The 17,467-nt window shown below is 62.7% G+C and carries 18 protein-coding genes and 1 tRNA gene; 11 read left to right on the top strand and 8 right to left on the bottom strand.

All coding sequences use genetic code 11. The features are described from left to right. Nucleotides 1-12: 12 nt before the first annotated feature. The 9 genes from JS531_RS05525 (at nucleotide 13) to JS531_RS05485 (ending at nucleotide 9,194) form a co-directional block, all read left to right on the top strand. Nucleotides 13-216: a hypothetical protein gene (locus JS531_RS05525; RefSeq protein WP_033494380.1), complete on the top strand. Its 204-nt coding sequence runs from the start codon at nucleotides 13-15 to the stop codon at nucleotides 214-216. Nucleotides 217-281: 65 nt separating this feature from the next. Then, nucleotides 282-1,133 (top strand): hypothetical protein, encoded by an 852-nt coding sequence (locus JS531_RS05520; RefSeq protein WP_214313795.1) that lies wholly within the window; start codon nucleotides 282-284, stop codon nucleotides 1,131-1,133. A gap of 28 nt (nucleotides 1,134-1,161) precedes the next feature. Next, nucleotides 1,162-1,527 (top strand): PrgI family protein, encoded by a 366-nt coding sequence (locus JS531_RS05515; RefSeq protein WP_214313793.1) that lies wholly within the window; start codon nucleotides 1,162-1,164, stop codon nucleotides 1,525-1,527. Nucleotides 1,528-1,529: 2 nt separating this feature from the next. After that, on the top strand, nucleotides 1,530-3,890 hold the full coding sequence (locus JS531_RS05510) for a DUF87 domain-containing protein (protein WP_214313791.1): 2,361 nt from the start codon (nucleotides 1,530-1,532) through the stop codon (nucleotides 3,888-3,890). Continuing rightward, nucleotides 3,890-5,209, top strand: a complete 1,320-nt coding sequence (locus JS531_RS05505; protein WP_214313783.1) for a CHAP domain-containing protein — start codon at nucleotides 3,890-3,892, stop codon at nucleotides 5,207-5,209. The genes JS531_RS05510 and JS531_RS05505 overlap by 1 nt, the downstream gene beginning before the upstream one ends. A gap of 28 nt (nucleotides 5,210-5,237) precedes the next feature. Then, nucleotides 5,238-5,783: a hypothetical protein gene (locus tag JS531_RS05500; protein ID WP_214313781.1), complete on the top strand. Its 546-nt coding sequence runs from the start codon at nucleotides 5,238-5,240 to the stop codon at nucleotides 5,781-5,783. Between the two features lie 31 nt (nucleotides 5,784-5,814). Continuing rightward, nucleotides 5,815-6,813 (top strand): hypothetical protein, encoded by a 999-nt coding sequence (locus tag JS531_RS05495; protein WP_214313779.1) that lies wholly within the window; start codon nucleotides 5,815-5,817, stop codon nucleotides 6,811-6,813. A 315-nt stretch (nucleotides 6,814-7,128) separates the two neighbouring features. Continuing rightward, nucleotides 7,129-8,547, top strand: coding sequence for an RNA-binding domain-containing protein (locus JS531_RS05490; protein WP_214313777.1), 1,419 nt, complete (start codon nucleotides 7,129-7,131; stop codon nucleotides 8,545-8,547). Nucleotides 8,548-8,819: 272 nt separating this feature from the next. Beyond that, on the top strand, nucleotides 8,820-9,194 hold the full coding sequence (locus tag JS531_RS05485) for a hypothetical protein (RefSeq protein WP_214313775.1): 375 nt from the start codon (nucleotides 8,820-8,822) through the stop codon (nucleotides 9,192-9,194). Nucleotides 9,195-9,255: 61 nt separating this feature from the next. On the opposite strand, the gene JS531_RS05480 is transcribed toward JS531_RS05485, so the two are convergent. From JS531_RS05480 to JS531_RS05460, 5 genes are all read right to left on the bottom strand, one after another. Beyond that, nucleotides 9,256-9,328: transfer RNA gene (locus JS531_RS05480), tRNA-Lys, on the bottom strand. A gap of 91 nt (nucleotides 9,329-9,419) precedes the next feature. Next, the gene (locus tag JS531_RS05475; protein WP_240542070.1) at nucleotides 9,420-10,502 is read right to left on the bottom strand and encodes a hypothetical protein; all 1,083 of its coding nucleotides are present in this window, start codon (nucleotides 10,500-10,502) and stop codon (nucleotides 9,420-9,422) included. An 11-nt stretch (nucleotides 10,503-10,513) separates the two neighbouring features. Then, nucleotides 10,514-11,116 (bottom strand): ATP-binding cassette domain-containing protein, encoded by a 603-nt coding sequence (locus tag JS531_RS05470; RefSeq protein WP_214313771.1) that lies wholly within the window; start codon nucleotides 11,114-11,116, stop codon nucleotides 10,514-10,516. Next, a complete protein-coding gene (locus tag JS531_RS05465; RefSeq protein WP_240542057.1) occupies nucleotides 11,106-12,128 on the bottom strand; it encodes a peptidoglycan-binding domain-containing protein in 1,023 nt (340 codons plus the stop codon). Before JS531_RS05465 ends, JS531_RS05470 begins: the two co-directional genes overlap by 11 nt. 90 nt (nucleotides 12,129-12,218) lie before the next feature. Further along, the gene (locus tag JS531_RS05460) at nucleotides 12,219-12,860 is read right to left on the bottom strand and encodes a hypothetical protein (protein WP_240542056.1); all 642 of its coding nucleotides are present in this window, start codon (nucleotides 12,858-12,860) and stop codon (nucleotides 12,219-12,221) included. A gap of 171 nt (nucleotides 12,861-13,031) precedes the next feature. On the opposite strand from JS531_RS05460, the gene JS531_RS05455 reads away from it, so the two are divergent. Then, nucleotides 13,032-13,688 carry a response regulator transcription factor gene (locus JS531_RS05455; RefSeq protein ID WP_214313769.1) on the top strand — a complete coding sequence of 219 codons (657 nt, stop codon included), beginning with the start codon at nucleotides 13,032-13,034 and terminating at the stop codon, nucleotides 13,686-13,688. Beyond that, on the top strand, nucleotides 13,685-14,965 hold the full coding sequence (locus JS531_RS05450; RefSeq protein ID WP_214313767.1) for a HAMP domain-containing sensor histidine kinase: 1,281 nt from the start codon (nucleotides 13,685-13,687) through the stop codon (nucleotides 14,963-14,965). Before JS531_RS05455 ends, JS531_RS05450 begins: the two co-directional genes overlap by 4 nt. 85 nt (nucleotides 14,966-15,050) lie before the next feature. Here the strand turns inward: JS531_RS05450 and JS531_RS05445 are convergent, their stop codons facing one another. Genes JS531_RS05445 through JS531_RS05435 form a run of 3 tightly spaced genes read right to left on the bottom strand, consistent with a single transcriptional unit; the run spans nucleotide 15,051 to nucleotide 17,460 of the window. Continuing rightward, nucleotides 15,051-16,733, bottom strand: coding sequence for a type IV secretory system conjugative DNA transfer family protein (locus tag JS531_RS05445; protein WP_214313760.1), 1,683 nt, complete (start codon nucleotides 16,731-16,733; stop codon nucleotides 15,051-15,053). Beyond that, nucleotides 16,730-17,140, bottom strand: coding sequence for a hypothetical protein (locus tag JS531_RS05440; protein ID WP_214313758.1), 411 nt, complete (start codon nucleotides 17,138-17,140; stop codon nucleotides 16,730-16,732). The genes JS531_RS05445 and JS531_RS05440 overlap by 4 nt, the downstream gene beginning before the upstream one ends. Continuing rightward, nucleotides 17,137-17,460 carry a hypothetical protein gene (locus JS531_RS05435; RefSeq protein WP_214313741.1) on the bottom strand — a complete coding sequence of 108 codons (324 nt, stop codon included), beginning with the start codon at nucleotides 17,458-17,460 and terminating at the stop codon, nucleotides 17,137-17,139. Before JS531_RS05435 ends, JS531_RS05440 begins: the two co-directional genes overlap by 4 nt. Between the last annotated feature and the right edge of the window lie 7 nt (nucleotides 17,461-17,467).

Raw genomic sequence — 17,467 nt, 5'->3', positions numbered from 1 at the left:
AAAGGAGCCGTCATGGACACGATCACCACGATTCTCGAACTGCTGCAGAAGGCCGCGCTGCTGGGCGGCGGCATCTGGAGCGTATGGGGTGCGATCACCCTGGCCGGAGGGTTGAAGGACCATTCCGGCCCGCAAACCCAATCCGGCATATGGCAGCTGGTCGGCGGCGCGGTCATCATCGCCGCGGCCGCACTGTTCGCCAACCTCAGCTTCTGAACGCCCCGTCGGCAAACGGGCGTTCGATTCGCATCGGACAGTCAAACGAAGAAGGTGAACCGGTCATGGCGGATTTGGTGGAACCGTGCGTGAACATGCTCAACGCGATCGGCGGTGGCATCGACGGCAGCATACTCGACCGGCTCGCATTGGGGCCGGCCGAGTTCAACGCGGGCCTGTACAACATGGCGGGATCAGTGCATACGAGCGCGGTCAAACCGGTGTCCGCCACCATCGCCAGCATCGTGTTCACGTTGGAACTGGCCCGCGCGTCGACCCGCGCGGACGGCGACCGCGAACTGGGCGTGAAGATCATCGGCGGCGTGCTGCTCAAATGCGCGCTCGTGCTCCTGTTCGCATCCCATGCGGCGTTGATCCTGCAGGGCATCGACGCGGTCGTCTCGCAGATCGTGTCCGCCGCGTCGGGCGTGCTCGCGGCCGCGCCCGGCAGCGAGACGCAACTGTTGGGCGATCAGATGCGATCCGCGATCGAGGATGCGGGTCTGATCGGCCAGAGCGGGCTCATGGTGTTGGTGCTGATCCCGTTCATCGTCTCGCAGATCGCCGGCGTGGTGCTGCTGGCGGTCGTGTACATGCGGTTCATGCAGATCTACATGCTGACCTGTTTCGCGTCGCTGCCGATCGTGTTCATGGCCTCGGAGCATACGCGCATGATGGGCGTCGGCTATCTGAAACGCTACGGGCAGGTCTCGTTCCAGGCGATCACCCTGACGGTCGGCGTGATCCTGTACCGCACGTTCGTCGGCGAGGCGCTGCGGCTTGACGGGTATGTGGACGGCGGCGACCTGTGGCAGTACATCATCGCGAACTTCGGCACGCTGCTGTTGGGGGCGATCATGCTCGGTTGTCTGGTCATGGTGTCCTCGGCCACCGCCAAGGCCGTGTTCGGCGAATAGACGCGAGCGACAAGGAAAGGCGGCGGCGATGGCGTTGGAGATCAGGATCTACAAGGAGATCACGGCCACCGAGGCACGGGTCATGTGGGGCATGAGCTGGCGGCAGCTCGCCGCGGCCGCGATGATGGGCTGCCTGTCGGCGGGCGTGTGGCTCGTGTTCTGGCGCCTGTTCGGGCTCCCCGACGTCGGCCAGTACGTGGTGTTCCTCGTGAACCTGCCGTTGGCCGCATGGGGTTGGCTGCGGCCGAAGGGGCTGAAACCGGAGGTCTGGTTCGGATACGTGATCGCATGCCGGTTCGGGCAGCAACGGTATTTCATCGACGGGCCCGCCCGGTCTCGCCGACGGGAACGGAAACGGGGCAGGAAGGCCATCAGCGAACGAAAGGACGGATGATCATGGCACGACGCAAACCGGCAGGCAGGCAAGGGCGCAGGATGCGCCGGCGGCGGGAGCGAGGGTATCGCACGGCGAAGGAGCTGATCGGCTACGAGGCGATGCTCTCCAACGGGATCGCGTATCTGGGCGACGACCGGTGGAGCGTGACCGTGCGCATGTCCGACATCAACTACGAGACGGCCACGCGCGAACGGCAGGCGCAGCTCATCAACGCGTGGGCGGAGTTCCTGAACACGTTCGACGGCTCCACCCGGCTGCAGGTCACCTGCGTGACGCGCACGCTCGACGCCCATGACGTGATGTCGATGGTCGGCATGCGATTGGACGGCGGCCCGTTCGACGCGCTGCGCGCGGAATCGAACCGGATCATGCTCGCCAAGCTCGGCGAACGCTCCCGCAACGCGGTCACCGACAAATACCTGACGATCACGATCACGGAAGAGGACCCGGAACGCGCGCAGGCCACGCTGAACCGGCTCGTCAAATCATCCGAAAGCCAGCTTTCCACGTTGGACGGATGCAAGATCACGCCGCTCGGCCGAGGCGAACGACTGCGCCTGCTGGCCCTGCTGCTGCGTCCGGGCGAACCGTTCCGCTACGACGACAAGCTGGTCGAATCCGGCCGCGCCACGTCGAAGGACTTCGTCACGCCGTGGTGCGTGGACGCGACGGACGCGCGCGTATTGCGACTGTCGAACGCCGCGGGCGATACGCTGCGTTCGACGTTGTGGATACGCGACTTTCCGCCGATCATGTCCGACCGGCTGATCGCCGAATTGACCGGTTTGAAGACCGAGGGCACGGTGTCGATTCATCTTGCGCCGTACGATCGCAGCGTCGGCGCGGAACTGGTGGACCGCAAGATCGCCGAAATGGACATGCAACGCCTGGAGGAGCGCCGCAGGAACATGCGCCGGCACATTCCCGCCGACGAACTGCCCGCCGACCTGCGCGACTCGTTGGAGGAGGCGCATAATCTTCGGGACGAGATGCGCCGGTCGAACGAACGGCTCGTGGAGGCGCTGGCGGCGGTCACGGTCTCGGCTCCCACGCGCCCGCTGCTCGACCAGCGGGTCAAGGACGTGCTCGCCGCCTGCCGCAAGCTTTCCTGCACGGCCGAAACCCTCGCCTGCATGCAGTTCGACGGGTTGAACGCAAGCCTGCCGTTGGGCGTGAACCCGCTGCCGATGCGACGCACGCTGACCACGAGCGGCGCCGCGATCATGATGCCTTTCACGAATCAGGAGATCATGGACGAGCACGGCGTGTTCTACGGGGTCAACGCGCGCAGCGGCAATGCGCTCATGGTCGACCGCACCCGTACCACGATCAACGCGAATGGGTTCGTGCTCGGCACCACCGGAAGCGGCAAATCGCAGGCCGCGAAGGCCGAAATGACAGCCTTGTTCCTGTCCCGTCCCGACGACGATCTGATTATCGTCGACCCCGAACACGAATACGCGCCCTTGTGCGACGCGCTGCACGGCGCGAGGGTGATCGTCAGCGCCGGTTCAACCGATCGCATCAACCCGATGGACATCACGCTCGACGCCACGCTGGACGGCGACCCTATCCGCACGAAGGCGAACGCGGTCATCTCCATGATCGGTGCGCTCATCGGCGGCTCCGACGGCTTGGACGCCGCGGAACGCTCCATCGTGGACCGGTGCGCGCTGGGGCTGTACCGCGAATACCGCAACAATCCCGCCCTGCCGCAACCCACCCTGGCCGACCTGCACCGAAGGCTCGCGGCCAGCAACGAGCCGGAGGCGCGGGGACTGGCGTTGAGCCTCGAATCGTACACGCTCGGCAGCCTGTCCGGGTTCGCCGGGCAGACCACCGTGGACACGTCCAACCGGTTCACCGTGTTCGACGTGGCCGCGCTGGAAGGCGAATTGAAAACGTTCGGGATGATGGTCGTGCTCGACCATCTGTGGAACCGGGTCGCCCGCAACCGAAAGGCGAACAGACGCACCTGGATCTACGTGGACGAGTTCCACCGCATGTTCTCCAACAGGTACGCGTCCGAACAGTTCCTGGACATGTTCAAACGAGCCCGCAAATGGGGGCTCGGCATGACCGGCATCACCCAGAACATCGAGGAACTGCTCGCCAGCAAGGAAGCGCGGTTCATGCTCGCCAACTCCGCGTTCCTGCTGCTCATGAACCAGACGCCCACCGACGCGGCGAAACTGGCCGACATGTGGCATCTGTCGCCCGAACTGAAGGAACGGTTGGACGGCGCACGCCCCGGCGAGGGACTGCTTAAAGCCGGCGAGGCATTCATCCCGTTCGACGGGCGCATCCCGACCGATTCCACGCTCTACCGGCTGTTCACCACGAAATTCGGGGAGACCTGATGACCGAACTCATCGATTCGCGGCAGACCGGCACCGCCGACAAGCTCACCTCATACACCGGCCGCATCCGCGAAGGCGAAGGACTGACGAGCCGACTGCGCTCGACCACGGTCAGACTCGCCGGCGACGCCGCCGCACTCGGCCGCAGCACCATGCAAACCGCGACAGGGACAACGGACGAGCATGGGGAAGACGACACCGGCCTGGGCGACGCGATCCTTGACGTCGGGCAAGAGCTGCGTTCCGCCGCCCGTCTGGTGCCAAACGCCGGCATGCGCGGCGGGCGACACAGCCGGCGACCGATGACCGTGGAGGAGCCATTGGACGATATTGCCGATGCCAAGCCGACCGTGGACGTCTTCGCGGAACCGGCAAACGGTGGACAGATCGTGAACGGTCCGGCTCGTCATACGCCCGTCACGTCGCCATCCGGCACGGCTTCGAGCCCCACTGCCACGCTGAGCACGCCGGCCGGCAGCACCCACGGTGTCGCGCGCCGGCTTGCGCAATCCGGAACAGGCGGGATACGCCGTGCAGGGAACACGGCGAACGGAACGGCCGGAGGCATACGTTTCGCGTCGCCATTGTCCAGATTCACGCCCGGCTCCACGGGTTCCGCGACGCGTGGCACCAGAAATACCGCCAAGGGAGTGGCGAAGGCGGCGGACGGCTTGTCCAATCTCATGCGGGCGGCCGTCGAAGGCTCGCGCAGAATCATGGCATCCGTCGTTTCGGCCGTGACGGGCACAGTCGGCATGCCGGTGTTCCTATTGGCGACGGCCGCGATCATGGTGCTCGCGACGCTCATGGCGCTCCTGTCATGGCTGCCCGGCTTCAACGCCACGCAGCAGGGCTGCACCGGCGGCGACTGTTTCGTCACCGGCAGCGTGATCGGCTCGCTGGAACCGCCATTGGTCATGAACGGTGACGATACGGCCGTGAACGTGGACGCGATGGACCTGCCCGCAATCACCTCGTACGAGCGCTGGCAGTGCACATGGTGGGCCGCGTCCCGACGAGAGCAGATCGGCAAGCCCGTCGACCCGTGGATGGGCGACGGGCGCATGTGGCGCGCCAGTGCCGAACGATTCGGCTATCCGATCGACAAGGCTCCCCGCCCCGGAGACGTCATGGTCTTCCAAGCGGGCACGCTCGGCGCGGACGATTACTACGGGCACGTCGCCATCGTCGAGGAGGTCAACGAAGACGGCGACATCATCATCTCCGAAAGCGGAGCCGCAGCGGCCCGCGTCACCCTGCGCACGCTCACCTCGCAACAGCTCGCGGACAACCGGGCGAACATCGACTTCATCCACTGACCGGACCACATCACGCAAAGGAGCATCCATGAACAATCGAGACCCCAAACGCAATCTGATCATCATCGTCACGGTCGCGCTCATTCCCATTATCCTGCTCGGCGCGGCATGTCTGCGCACGCTCATGCCCGCACGGCATGCGGTCGTCCCGATCATCGTGCGCGACGATCAAAACCGGACGGTCGAACCGAAATCGGATACGACGGTCAACGGGCGGAGGATCGACGTCTATCGTACGGACGAAGCGTGCGTGCTGATGGCGCCGCTCGCCGTGCAGGCGTACGTTTCCGACCGGGACGACCGCGGCCGGAACCTGAGCGACCTGTTCACCGAGGATGCGGAAGGCCTGCAGATACCGGTCGAACGCATACGCCACGACGACGCCGGCTCGCTTGGCAACGGCTACGTGAAGGTCGCCATCAACGACGACGCGGCCGCATGCGTGGTCGAGACCGAGTCCGGCGTGATCTGGGAGGTCTACTACGCGGACTTCGACCGCGACGGCTACAAGGCCAGCAAGATCATCAGCCACGACAGGGAACGCGCCTACGTTCCCGACACCGACGCCATGTAGCCGGCCGCACGTCACGGAAAGGAACAAGATCATGACCGGTGAACTGTTCAACCTCGGCCCGTCCAGCTTCCCCGCCATCGCCGACGACGATCCAAGCGCGACCCAAGTTCTCAGTTTGGATGCTCCGCCGCGACGATGCGAAGGCTCCACGGCCAACATCACCCATAATGCAGACGATGCCATGCCTCTGAACCTCGGACCGACCGAACGCAACGACCGCAACAATGACGAAGACGATGACGGTCATGCCGATGCCGACGGCGGTCGATTCATGTCACGATTCTCGGGAAACACCGTCAAACCGGCGGTAGCAGGATTGGCCGTCCTGCTACTGGTCGGCGGCGTAATCGCGGGAGTTCGCGTCATCACCGCGACGAATCATGCCGAGCCGACCATTCAACAGCCAGTGCAGGCGGAAGAGGATCGCAAACAAGCGGAACGCCTGCAGGATGCAATGACGATCGCGAAGGCGCTGCTCGAACGCGTCAAGCGCAGTCCCATCGCCGATCAGATCAACCCCAGCCAGCTCGAACAGGCTATGGACGATCAGGACATCGAACGCATGGAAGCATTCACCAAACAACTGGAAACCTCATACGCTACAGCGCTAGACGACACGACCAGTCAGACGTCCAAGACCCTCGGCGAAGCGATCGGCCGAGCCGACAAGCTGCGCGCAGCACCGGAATCCGACGAACATGCACGACTCGACCGGCTTGCCGACACATGGCGCGACAAGACCATCACCGAGGAAAACCTGGCCGATGCCATCGCAGCCGCACGCCAGATCGCCGACCTCGCCGCGACGGTCGACGTGCAGCAGACGAAAGCTGCGGAAGAGGAACGGCAGCGGGAACAACGCGAGCAAGAGGAACGCGAACGGCAGTCCGCACAACAGCAGTCCACGCAGCAACAGGCGACGGCACCGACGCAGCCGCAGTACCAGCCGTCCACGCCGCAGCCGGCGCCCTCGTGGAACGTTCCCGGCCAGCAAACAGATCGCCTACCCAACCGGGACGGCAGCCTCTGACAGCAGGCACGGGATCACATGCAAACGCGAACGTAACCCCGCGTCCCAACCCGGCACCAACCGTCACGTTCTATGCCAACGCAAGTGGTTATTCCCGACCCTACGCCAACGCAAGCCAATCAATCCAGACCGTCGGCATATCCCCGATATGCCGACGGCTTGCTCATTTCCAGATTATGACAGTAGGAGGTTGCCCATTGTCCGATTCCGTAGTAGGACCGAGAGTTTTATTTAAGCTGGTAGACTGTCAAGAGCGTTCCTCGTTGAGAAAACGTTGATTTTCCAAGGTTTCTTTATTTAAGGCGGTAGACTCCGATGACTGTTTCCGGCATTGATGGGCTTCGTCAGTTCCTTTCCGGCAGCGAATCTCGTCGTCTTGAGTTCAAGACAGCGTCGAAGCAGTTCGATTCCGACAAGCTTATGAAGTACTGCTGCGCGTTAAGCTGCGAGGGCGGCGGCGAGATGGTGTTCGGCGTCACTGACGGCAAGGAGATCGTGGGAACACAGGCGTTTCCCGATACTGCCAAGACGGAACGTGACATTTACAACCGGCTCGGTATCCGTTGCACATTCGAGACGGTCGATGCTAATGGTTTGCGCGTGCTGATTCTGCATATTCCGCGTTCCATTGTCGGCCATCCGACTTCCTTTGACGGACAGTACTGGATGAGAAACGGCGAATCTCTCGAATTCATGAGCCCTGAACGGTTGCGCGAGCTGCTCAACGAGGCCGCTCCGAGCTTTCTGGACGAGAACGAGCCCGGGGCAAGAACGTGGAGCGAAGTGGCTTCACTACTTGCGGTGGAACGCTATTACGAGCTGACCGGAACCAGGCTGCCGAATGAAGAAAGCCAGATCCGAGACTTTCTACGTCTGCATTTCGTGGAACGTGCAGCCTTCGATTCAAGATTGTTCTATATCCGTCGTCTCGGCGCAGTCACGCTAGCCCGTTCCCTTCGTGACTTTCCTGATGTGGAGTATCACACCATCAGGGTGATGCGTCTGCGTGGCTCGTCAATCACAGACATGTCGTTTGACCGAATTTACGACAAAGGGTATGCTCTCGTGTTCTCCGACGTGATCGAACAGATCAATGCCCTGCTACCGACTAGCGAGACCTTTGAGGAAGGGTTACGCAATGAGCATCGGGATTTCCCCGAGGTGGCGATACGTGAGATTGTCGCGAACGCCTGCGTACATCAGGACTTCGACGAACATGGCGGCATCGACGTGACAGTCAGTGATCATCGCATCACCGTCTCCAACCCCGGCCTTCCCGAAATCCCGGTGAACAGGTTCGTGGACGAGGTTTACGAACGCAACGAAAGTCTTGCCGAAGCATTACGCATGATGCACATCTGCGAGAAACGCGGCAGCGGCATCGACCGAGCCTTGGAAAACATTGAAGGGCAGCAGACCGACGCCCCGGAGTTCATCGTCAAGAGCCGCAGCACCACCGTCTCATTAAAGAAAAGCCGATTCAATGACATGGGCATGAAGGAGCGGATCAACGCCGCCTATCTGCACTGCTGTCTACAGGCCGCTAAAAACGAGTACTTGACCAATGCGTCGTTGCGGACCCGTTTCGGATTGCCGCAAGGCAAATCGGCGCTGATCTCTCAACTGATCGCCACAACCGTGGAACAGGGACTCATCTTCCAAGACCCCGCCACCGCCGGCTCCCGTAGAACGGCCCGCTACTTACCGTTCTACTACCGCAATGATGGAGAGTAAGCGAGTCACGGGTTGAAGAATCAACGATCCATTTATTTAATTGATGGACTTCATCAGAGACCATTCTGGTCAAGAATCGTTGCAATTCCGGGGAAAATTTATTTAAATCATCGACCTTGATCGTGAGAAAGTGCCGCGAAGCAACAGATTCAGCACCGTTCGAGCTGACGCAGCCGTAGATGTGGCATTCGGGGCGGTAAGGTGACATGTTGTAGCGCGCTCTACAACACTGTCGCGGTCGAAAAGGTAAAACTAGGGAAGGTGCGATAGACATGAATCGCAGAGGAATTATTCGGATAGCATCAATTATTGCTTTAGCATATGTCTGTGTGACGGGCACGCTGATATTTCAGGTATCTACCGCATATTCACGCTGGGAATCCGATCAGGTCTTCTGGAATTATGCAACCTTGATTTCTGCGGAGGTCGAAAAAACAAACACACGGGACTTCGGATTGTCTGAGTTCGAAAGGCCCAAGTTGCCGGAATATACGGAACCGGATCATAGATACAGTATCTTCCCCTGGGAATTGCTAAGAGAGAAGAACGAGATCATATCAAGCGATAAACTCCTGAAAGAGGAAGCAATATCTCATCTTGAATACACGAACGGTGTTCTCGATGAGCAGAATCACCGAAATCAGTAAAGGGGTACAGCCCAGCAAACAGAAAGTCCTTGGAATCGTTGAGATTCCAAGGACTAAGCTGTGCCCCCTGTGGGATTCGAACCCACAACCCACAACTTAAAAGGATGCTGCTCTAACCGTTGAGCTAAAGGGGCAACAGCACTAAGATACACATCTCCGCCAGACAATCCAAAAATCGGCGTGGCGGGACGAGTTCACTGGGGGAGGTTCCGGAACCCTAACTTGTCAGCGTTCTTTGAAGTAGGTGAAAAGGTGTCGTTCTTTGATGTGGAGGGCGGTGATGGTGGTGGCGAGTAGGTAGGCGGTGTTGGTGGTGATGGTGGTTTGTATGGCGTTGAGGGTGATGGCGGTTCGGTCGGTGGTGTCGATGAGGAGTCTGGCGGCGGTCATGTCGATGGGCAGGCTGATGGCGGTGGCGAGCAGGATGGTGATGCCGGTTTCGATGATGATTTGCGTGGCGAGTGCGGGTTTGGGGACGCCGCAGTGCAGTGCGGAGGCGATTTCGAGCCGGCGTCCGCGTATGAGGAGGTATCCGATGGCGAGGGCGATGAGCGCGCCGCAGGCGGGCAGGATGCGTGTGGAGCGTTGCCGGTAGAGGGTTTGTCCGTCGAAGCCGTCGCCTTTGGTGGTGTTGAGCTGGCCGAGGGTGGGTGTGTCATCGCCGGTGGTTTTCGCGTTCGGGGTGAGGGTGGACCAGAGGGCGTTGCGGGTCTGGCTGGTTTGCGGCCAGGTCTTGGCCCAGCAGGCGTCGAACGTGCCGGTGGCGGGTGTTTCCTCCATGAGCGCGTACGCGTATCCGGGGGTGCGTCCGTCGTCGGGGTATTGGTAGACGCCCTTGACGTGCGCGGTGCGCCCGTCGGCGAGGCCGATCGTGCCGCCGGCGGAGGTGCCGAGCGTTTCGGCGACTTGTTGGGAGGCGATCAGCCCGGTCGTGTTCGTGTCCTGTTTCGTGTCGAGGAGTCTGGCCAGTCCCGGGGTGATCTGGTAGAGGGGCGTGGTGGTGTCGGGCAGGGCCGCGAGGGTGAGCGGGTCCGTCGTGCGGATCGCGCCTGCGGCCTGGACGCCTGTGAGGCTGGTGAGACGTTCGCAGGATGCCGCGTCGATGCCGTCGGGCGCGTTGAGCACGAGGATGTCGGCCCCGGATTGCCGGTATGCGCTTGCCTGATTAAGGATGGCCGAGCCGGCGGCGATGTCCATGACGCCCATGCCGGCGGCGGTCAGGGCCAGGGCGAGAACGGCCGGGGCGAGGCGGGTGGCGCCGCTGGTGATGGAGCGCCATGCCTCGGAGATGACGGAGGTTGCTTTCATCGTGGTGTGGTTCATTGGTAGTTCTTCAGGTCGATGATGTCGGTGCACGCGTCGCGCGTGTTCGGGTCGTGGGTGGAGACCACGACGATCGTGTCGTTGCGGGCGATGCGGGAGAGTGATTCGCTGACCGTGGCCGCGGTGTGCATGTCGAGCTGGGCGGTGGGCTCGTCCACGAGCATGAGCGAGGGTTGGGCCGCGAACGCGCGGGCGAGCATGAGGCGCTGGGCCTCGCCGCCGGACAGTTCCGCGAACCTGCGGTCGGCAACCCGGGTCAGGTTGAACCGGTCCATGAGCGTGCGCGCCTGTTCCTCGGCCTTGCGGCGCGGGAGCCCCTTGGCGAGCAGGGGCAGGCTGACGTGGTCGATCGCGGTGCGTTGGGCCACGCCGTGCGGGTTCTGGAAGATCCAGCGCATCGAGTCGATGCCCTGTCGGGTCACTTGGCCTTCGGCGGGCGTGGTCCAGCCGGCGATGATGCCGAGCAGCGTGGACTTGCCCGCGCCGCTCGGCCCGGTCAACGCGTACACGTGCCCGGGCACGAGGCTCGCGGTCAGATCGTGGAACAGGAGCGGACCGTCGGCGTACCGGTGGCCGACGTGGTCGAGGTCAACGCGCATCGCACGCCGCCTGTCCCGGATCGGCCTTGATGCGCGCGGGAGCCTTGCCGTCGATCGTGACCAGCGTGCGGCCCAACGAGCTGCCGGCCACGTGCGCCTTGACGCTCGTGCCGTCGGTCGCCACCACGCATCCGTCGCTGCCCTTGAGCCCGGTGAGGGCGGACGCGGGCACCGAGTACACGCCGATCGGCTTTTTGAGCTTGTAGGTCACGGTCACGCTCGTAGTGTCCTCGCCGTCCTTGCGCGCGCCCGTGTACGTGGACCATCCCGCCATCGCCTGCAACGCGGCCGTGTCCGACACGATGCCGTCGTCGCCGATGGGATAGTCCCTGCCGTTGATCTCGACCACGCGATCGCCCTGGATGCGGCCGTCCGGCAGGGACGCGGCCTTGACCGACGCGACCCCGGCCAGGCTGCGGAACGCGGGCGAATCCGTCGAATCGCCGGTCACAGTCGAACCCAGCGACGCCGCGCACGACACGCTCATCGCCTGCGCGGGCATCCACACCGCCAACGCGCGGGAGAACGCGCCCTGCTGGACTTTGGCCGTCGCCGTAGCCGTGCCGGCGTTCGCCGCGTACAGGCGCCGCCACGCGTCCCACGTGGCCCAGTCGAACACGCCCGACCGGGAGCCGCCGTAGCCGAGCGCGGCCAGCTCGTCCTGCAACGCCGTCACGTCGTCGCCCTTGTCCCCGTACGCCAGATCACGATACAGGGGCGTGTCCGTGTGCAGGCTCACCAGAGGCGTGCCGTCCACGTCGTACTCGTGCGAGCCCGAACGCACCACCCCGTCCGCGGGACACGACGCGAACGTGACCCTGCCCGACACCGGGAACGCGACCCCGCTGGCCGGCGACGCCGTCACGTCCACGTTCAGGGAACGCGCGTCGTCGAACTCCTCCGACCCCAACCTGAGACTCCCCGCATCCGTGGAAGCCGACAGGGACGGCGGCGTCACCGTCCGCTCCAACCCCACGGCCAGGCCCATGCCCGCCGCCAGACACGCGGCCATGCACGCCGCCACGAACCCCGCGCCGTTCACCCGCCGACGCGTGCGGGCGCTGTTCTTTCCCGATCGAAACACGAGCAACATCCCTCCTCTCTACTTGCCCGGGTTCGCCAGGCACTGGGAGAACGCGTCCGACGACGTGTCCAGCTTCGACGACCCCTCGGGCTTGCCCATCTCGGTCAGGTAATCCTGCTTCGTGAACGAATCAGGCACCAGCTTGCGTCGTTTCAGACAACCCACGACCAGTTCGATCTCGTCCGCGTTCGACGGGTTCTGCACCATCCGCTCGTACAGGTCGCGGATCTGCAGGTTCGTGCCCTTCGCGCACGCCATGCTGTCCTCGTTCGCCTTGGCCGAATCGTAATTATCGTCCGTGTTCATGTGCTCCTGCATCAACCCGGTGGACTGGTCCGTGTCGAACTCCACGTCATCGCCCTTGGCGGCCATGCACTCCTGGTACTTCTCGTTCGCCTCGCGGTAATCCGACTCGCTGATCCTGCCCGCCTTGACCGCACGCTCCAACACCCCGCGCTCGAAATCACTCGACGCCGACTGCAACGCCTGCTTCAACTCCGCCTCATACGACGACGATCCGGAAGACGACGAAGACGAGGAGGAACCCCCATCCGACGAGCCGGCATTCCCGGAACCCGGCATCGAACACGCCCCCAAACCCAACACCACCGACAACACACCGGCGGCGGCAATCACGCGCAACGCATCTTGTGACAGCATGACGCGCTCCTTTCATTTTGAACATTGACTTGACGGGAACACACCATATGAGCCGGTTCGAGGGGTTTTGGCGGTTTCGACCCGGTTCCGACCGTTTTTGACCGATTCCCGACCTCGTTCGCCGCGGCCGATATGATGTGCCGCAGCCAACCAACCGGAAAGGAGACGTCGATGCGCGTGCTGGTCGTCGAAGACAACGTGAACCTCGCCGACGTGGTCGGCATGGGCCTGCGCATGAAGGGCTTCGACACGACGGTCATCTACGACGGACGTGACGCGATCGACGAACTGGACGGCAGCCGGTGGGATCTGCTGATCCTCGACCGTGACCTGCCCGGCGTGCACGGCGACGAGATCTGCCGGCGGCTGCGGGCGCGACATGACCCCGTTCACATCCTCATGCTCACCGCAGCCGCCCGCACCGACGACATCGTGCAAGGCCTGGGACTGGGCGCGGACGATTACCTGACCAAGCCGTTCGCGTACGCGGAACTGCTCGCCCGCGTCGAAGCCGTCCAACGCCGGCTCGGCCTGGCCGATACAGGACCGTTCGTGCGAGGCGGCTTCCGGGTCGATTTCCACACCGGCGACATCAGCATGGACGGCGAACCGTTGCGATTCGGCCAACGCGAGCTCGCCGTGCTGCGCATGCTGGTGGAGGCGCACGGCGCGGTGGTCGGCGTCGATCGGCTGTACGACGAGGTCTGGCAGGACGACCACGCGCATGCGAAAAGCATCGTCAAAAGCACCGTGTACACGCTACGGTCCAAGATCGGCGACCCGAACCTCATCGAGACCATACCCGGACAGGGATACCGCATATCATGAGCCGGCAGCACACCACACGCGAGCCACGGCCGCGTATTCTCCGCCCCTCGCAATGGTCGACGCGAAGCCGTCTGACCGCCACGATCGTCATCGCGTTCCTGCTGCTGACGGCCGCCGTCACCACCGGCACGTTCCTCATCGTGGACCGGCAACTGTCCACCATAACGGTCGGCGGCATCGACACGAGCATGGACTCCGACACCGCGGACGAGTCGCTCCGCCAGCCGTCATCGCACGATCCCGACGGCGACGATTCCGGCTACACGTCCATTCACGTCAACCAGGACAGAAGAGACGGACTGTCGCTCAAGGCAACGGCGGGCGACAACCGGACGCGTGATCTCATGCTCGCCACGACCATCGCGCCGATCCTCACGTTCGGCGTGCTGGCGGCCATCCTCACTTGGACCATAGCCACCAACAGCCAGAAACGCATCAACACGGTGGCCAAGCAGATCACGAACGCGGACGGGCCACTGGCCGCACGCCACGCCGTCAGCATCCCGGAACGCAACGACGAGGCCACGACCATAGCCAACGCCTACAACGCCATGCTCCACGACCTGAACGACTCCATCGAACGGGAGCAACAGTTCATCGCCAACGCATCCCACGAACTGAAGAACCCGCTCGCCGCCACCTCGGCCGCCCTCGAAATACCACTCGACGCGGGACTGTTCGACGATGCGACCCGACCATTCGTGCGTAAGGCGCTCGACGCCAACCGCAGCGGAACGGCGCTCGTGCTCCGGCTCCTCGAACTCGCCCGCATCCAACACCTCGACCACGCGGACCTCACCCGCATCGATCTCGCCGACATCGTCTCGGACGTTCTCGACAGGGAACACGACGCCCTTGCCCCACTGACGGTAACGACATCGCTCATGCCCGCAACACTATCGGCGGACCGCATGCTCATCAGCCAACTGGCCACGAACCTCATCCTCAACGCCGCGCAACACAACATACCCGGCGGCAGCATCGACATCACCACCGCAACCAGCCGTGACGACAACGACGGCGACTATGCGACGCTCACCATCGCCAACACCGGCAAAGACCTCACCCGGATCGACCCGATGGAACTGCTCGCCACGTTCAACCGCGGCCCGGACAGCAGAATCAGCAACCGACACGGCACACCCAACCACGGGCTCGGCCTATCCATCTGCGACGAAATCGTCCGACTCCACCACGGCACCATGAACCTGCACGCCAACCCGCACGGAGGCTTGACCGTCACCGTACGACTGCCGATAGAGTGTGCCGGCCAGTAGTTTTTCTGTATTTATGTATGTAAAGAAACAAAGAATCAAAGAAACACTACTGGCGCGTCCGCTTGTCACGCTGCGCCGGGGCAAGTCACATCGGTATCTTGCGACTGCGGAACGGGCGGACGCCGCGCAGGATGTAGATGCACTCGTCGGTGGGCAGCAGGCCGAGCTCGTCGGGCTGCATGAGCTCGCGCTTGGTGCGCCGCCAGCTCACGCTGTACGAGCCGTTGACGCCCTTGCTTTCACTGTCGTCCATCACGTCGATGGTCTGGGAGCCCAATCGTTTGGACACCCATTCGAGCGTGCTGGTTTCGGTGCCGCCGAGGAAGAGCATCGAGTCGCAGTTGCCGACGATGGTCTCCCAATCGTCGCGGTACATGGCCTTGCCCTGCGCATAGTTCTGGATGATGACCGAGCAGGAGATGTTCCTGCTGCGGATGGTGGCGATGAGCCTCTGGAAGTTCGGGATGCGACCGACGTTCGCGAACTCGTCAAGGAAGCAGTGCACCGGCAATCGCCGCGCCGAACAGTCGGAGACGTTCGCATGATCGGCCTGATACACGTTGGACTCGAACAGGCATTGGTAGAGGATCGCCGCAAGGAACGAGAACGTGTTCTCCGTATCCGGCAGGGCAAGGAACACGGCGGTCGGCCGCAAAGCGATCTCGTCCAGCCGCATGTCGTCGCCGGACAGGATGCGTCGCACGCTGCCGACCTGCAATGGGGCGAGCCTGACGCCCAGTGAGATGATGATCGACTTCTTCGTCTCTCCCGCACCCTGCTGGAATTTGCGGTACTGGCGTGCGGCGAAGTCCAGGCCCTCCAGCGTCTGCCGTGATTCGGCGTCATGCCGGCCAGGGTTTGCATGGTATTCGGCGACGAGCTCACGCGCCGCGTCGAACATGAGATCCACATCGGATTGCATGGCTTCGTCCGCTTCGCTGGCTTCCATCCGGTCGAGCATGTCCGTGACCCGGTTCAGATCCGGCTCGTCCTCGGAGAACCGCACCCATGCGATGAGCGCGTTCAACAGGTTGCGTTCGGCGCGTTCCCAGAACCCGTCGCCGTTGCCGGGCTGCCTGTTGTCGCCGGCCGTGTTCGTGATGATGTTTTCCGTCAGACGCAGAATGCCGGCTTCTGGGTCTGACGGATTGAGATAGCGCATCGGATTGAACCGGTCGGAACGTTCAAGATCGATGAGATTCAGACAATGGATCGCATAGCCCTTGCCGCGCAGCAGCTCACCGACCTCATCCTGTATCTCGCCTTTGGGATCGGTGATCGCATACGACATGTTCGCCTGCCGCAGGTTCGGCAGCACATACCGTCGGGTCTTACCGGAACCGGACGAGCCGATCGCCAGCACGTTCAGGTTGCGTTTCGTCACCCGCCCATCAATACCCAGTGATTCCGTCGCGGTCATCAGCAGGTCTCTCCGGCCGCCTTGCCGGAACGGTTTGATGTCGGCCGGCGCGCCCCATTTGGCCGAGCCGTGCTCCTCACCCTCGCGAAGGTCACGTCGCATCGACCACCGGTACAGCCACGCCAATCCAACGGCGGCGACCGCGCCCAGTCCGGCAATAAGATCGGTCTGATGCAGGGACAGAAACAGCGGGCGCTCCGCTATCCCGATGAACATCCGGTCGATGATCTCGCTGACGGACAGACCGGCCGTCATGTCGCCGCGCACTTGCAGGCACACGCGATTACCGAGATAGAACAGCAGGCAGGCGGACAATATCGTCAGACAGATTACAGGGAAACGTTTCATCGCACCGCGCCTTCCATTAGTCGTGCACGCTGCTCCGACTGTTTGCGCTGTAGCCGCTCATCGGTGCGACGCCTTAGTGATTCCAGCACCATCTCACGGGTAAACGGCGTCGTATCCCGATCCGACCGAGATGCGGCCTGAGACTCCGTCGCATTCGGCAGCGGTTCTGTGGTTTCGAGTGGTGTGACTGAGATCCGACGGCCGCCGTTCGATGAGCCGGCACCCGTATTTTCCGTCATTGTTTCGCCTGACGCAGATGCCACCCCACAAAGGTTATCCACAGAGTTATCCACACAATCGATGACGAGCATGTTCGTTCCGTGCCATTCAATGCTGGATGCCTCGTGCTCCCCGCACATCAGTCGGTCAAGCCGTGTGAGCGTCATTGACATGTTCCGCTCGATCATGACGGTTCCTTCCAGTTCATTGACGTGGAAGCGGCGATCATGTCCGCGTTCACCCGAACTTCAGTGTGGACGATGTCGTGGGATGTGTTGCCGGCGTCGGTCCAGCCGCTTGCCACGATCAGGTCGCCTTGTTCCAGTTGTTGCGCCTTACAGTACGCGGGCATCACGGAGCCGCCTTGTATGATTACTGGCTCGGCCAAACCGCTCGGCATGCGCACGCCGACCCTCAGCTGCACCAGTTCGCTGCCCGTGGCGGAGATCGTGAACACCGGGTCGGCGAGGAGTTCGCCGCGTACGATCATGTATCGTTTCGTTCCCATCCTGAAA

It is taken from the genome of Bifidobacterium sp. CP2 (genome assembly GCF_018555635.1).
In the GTDB taxonomy this organism is placed as follows: Bacteria; Actinomycetota; Actinomycetes; order Actinomycetales; family Bifidobacteriaceae; genus Bifidobacterium; species Bifidobacterium saguinibicoloris.
Note: the sequence above shows the minus strand (reverse complement) of the source record. Positions and strands in the feature narration are given on the sequence as shown.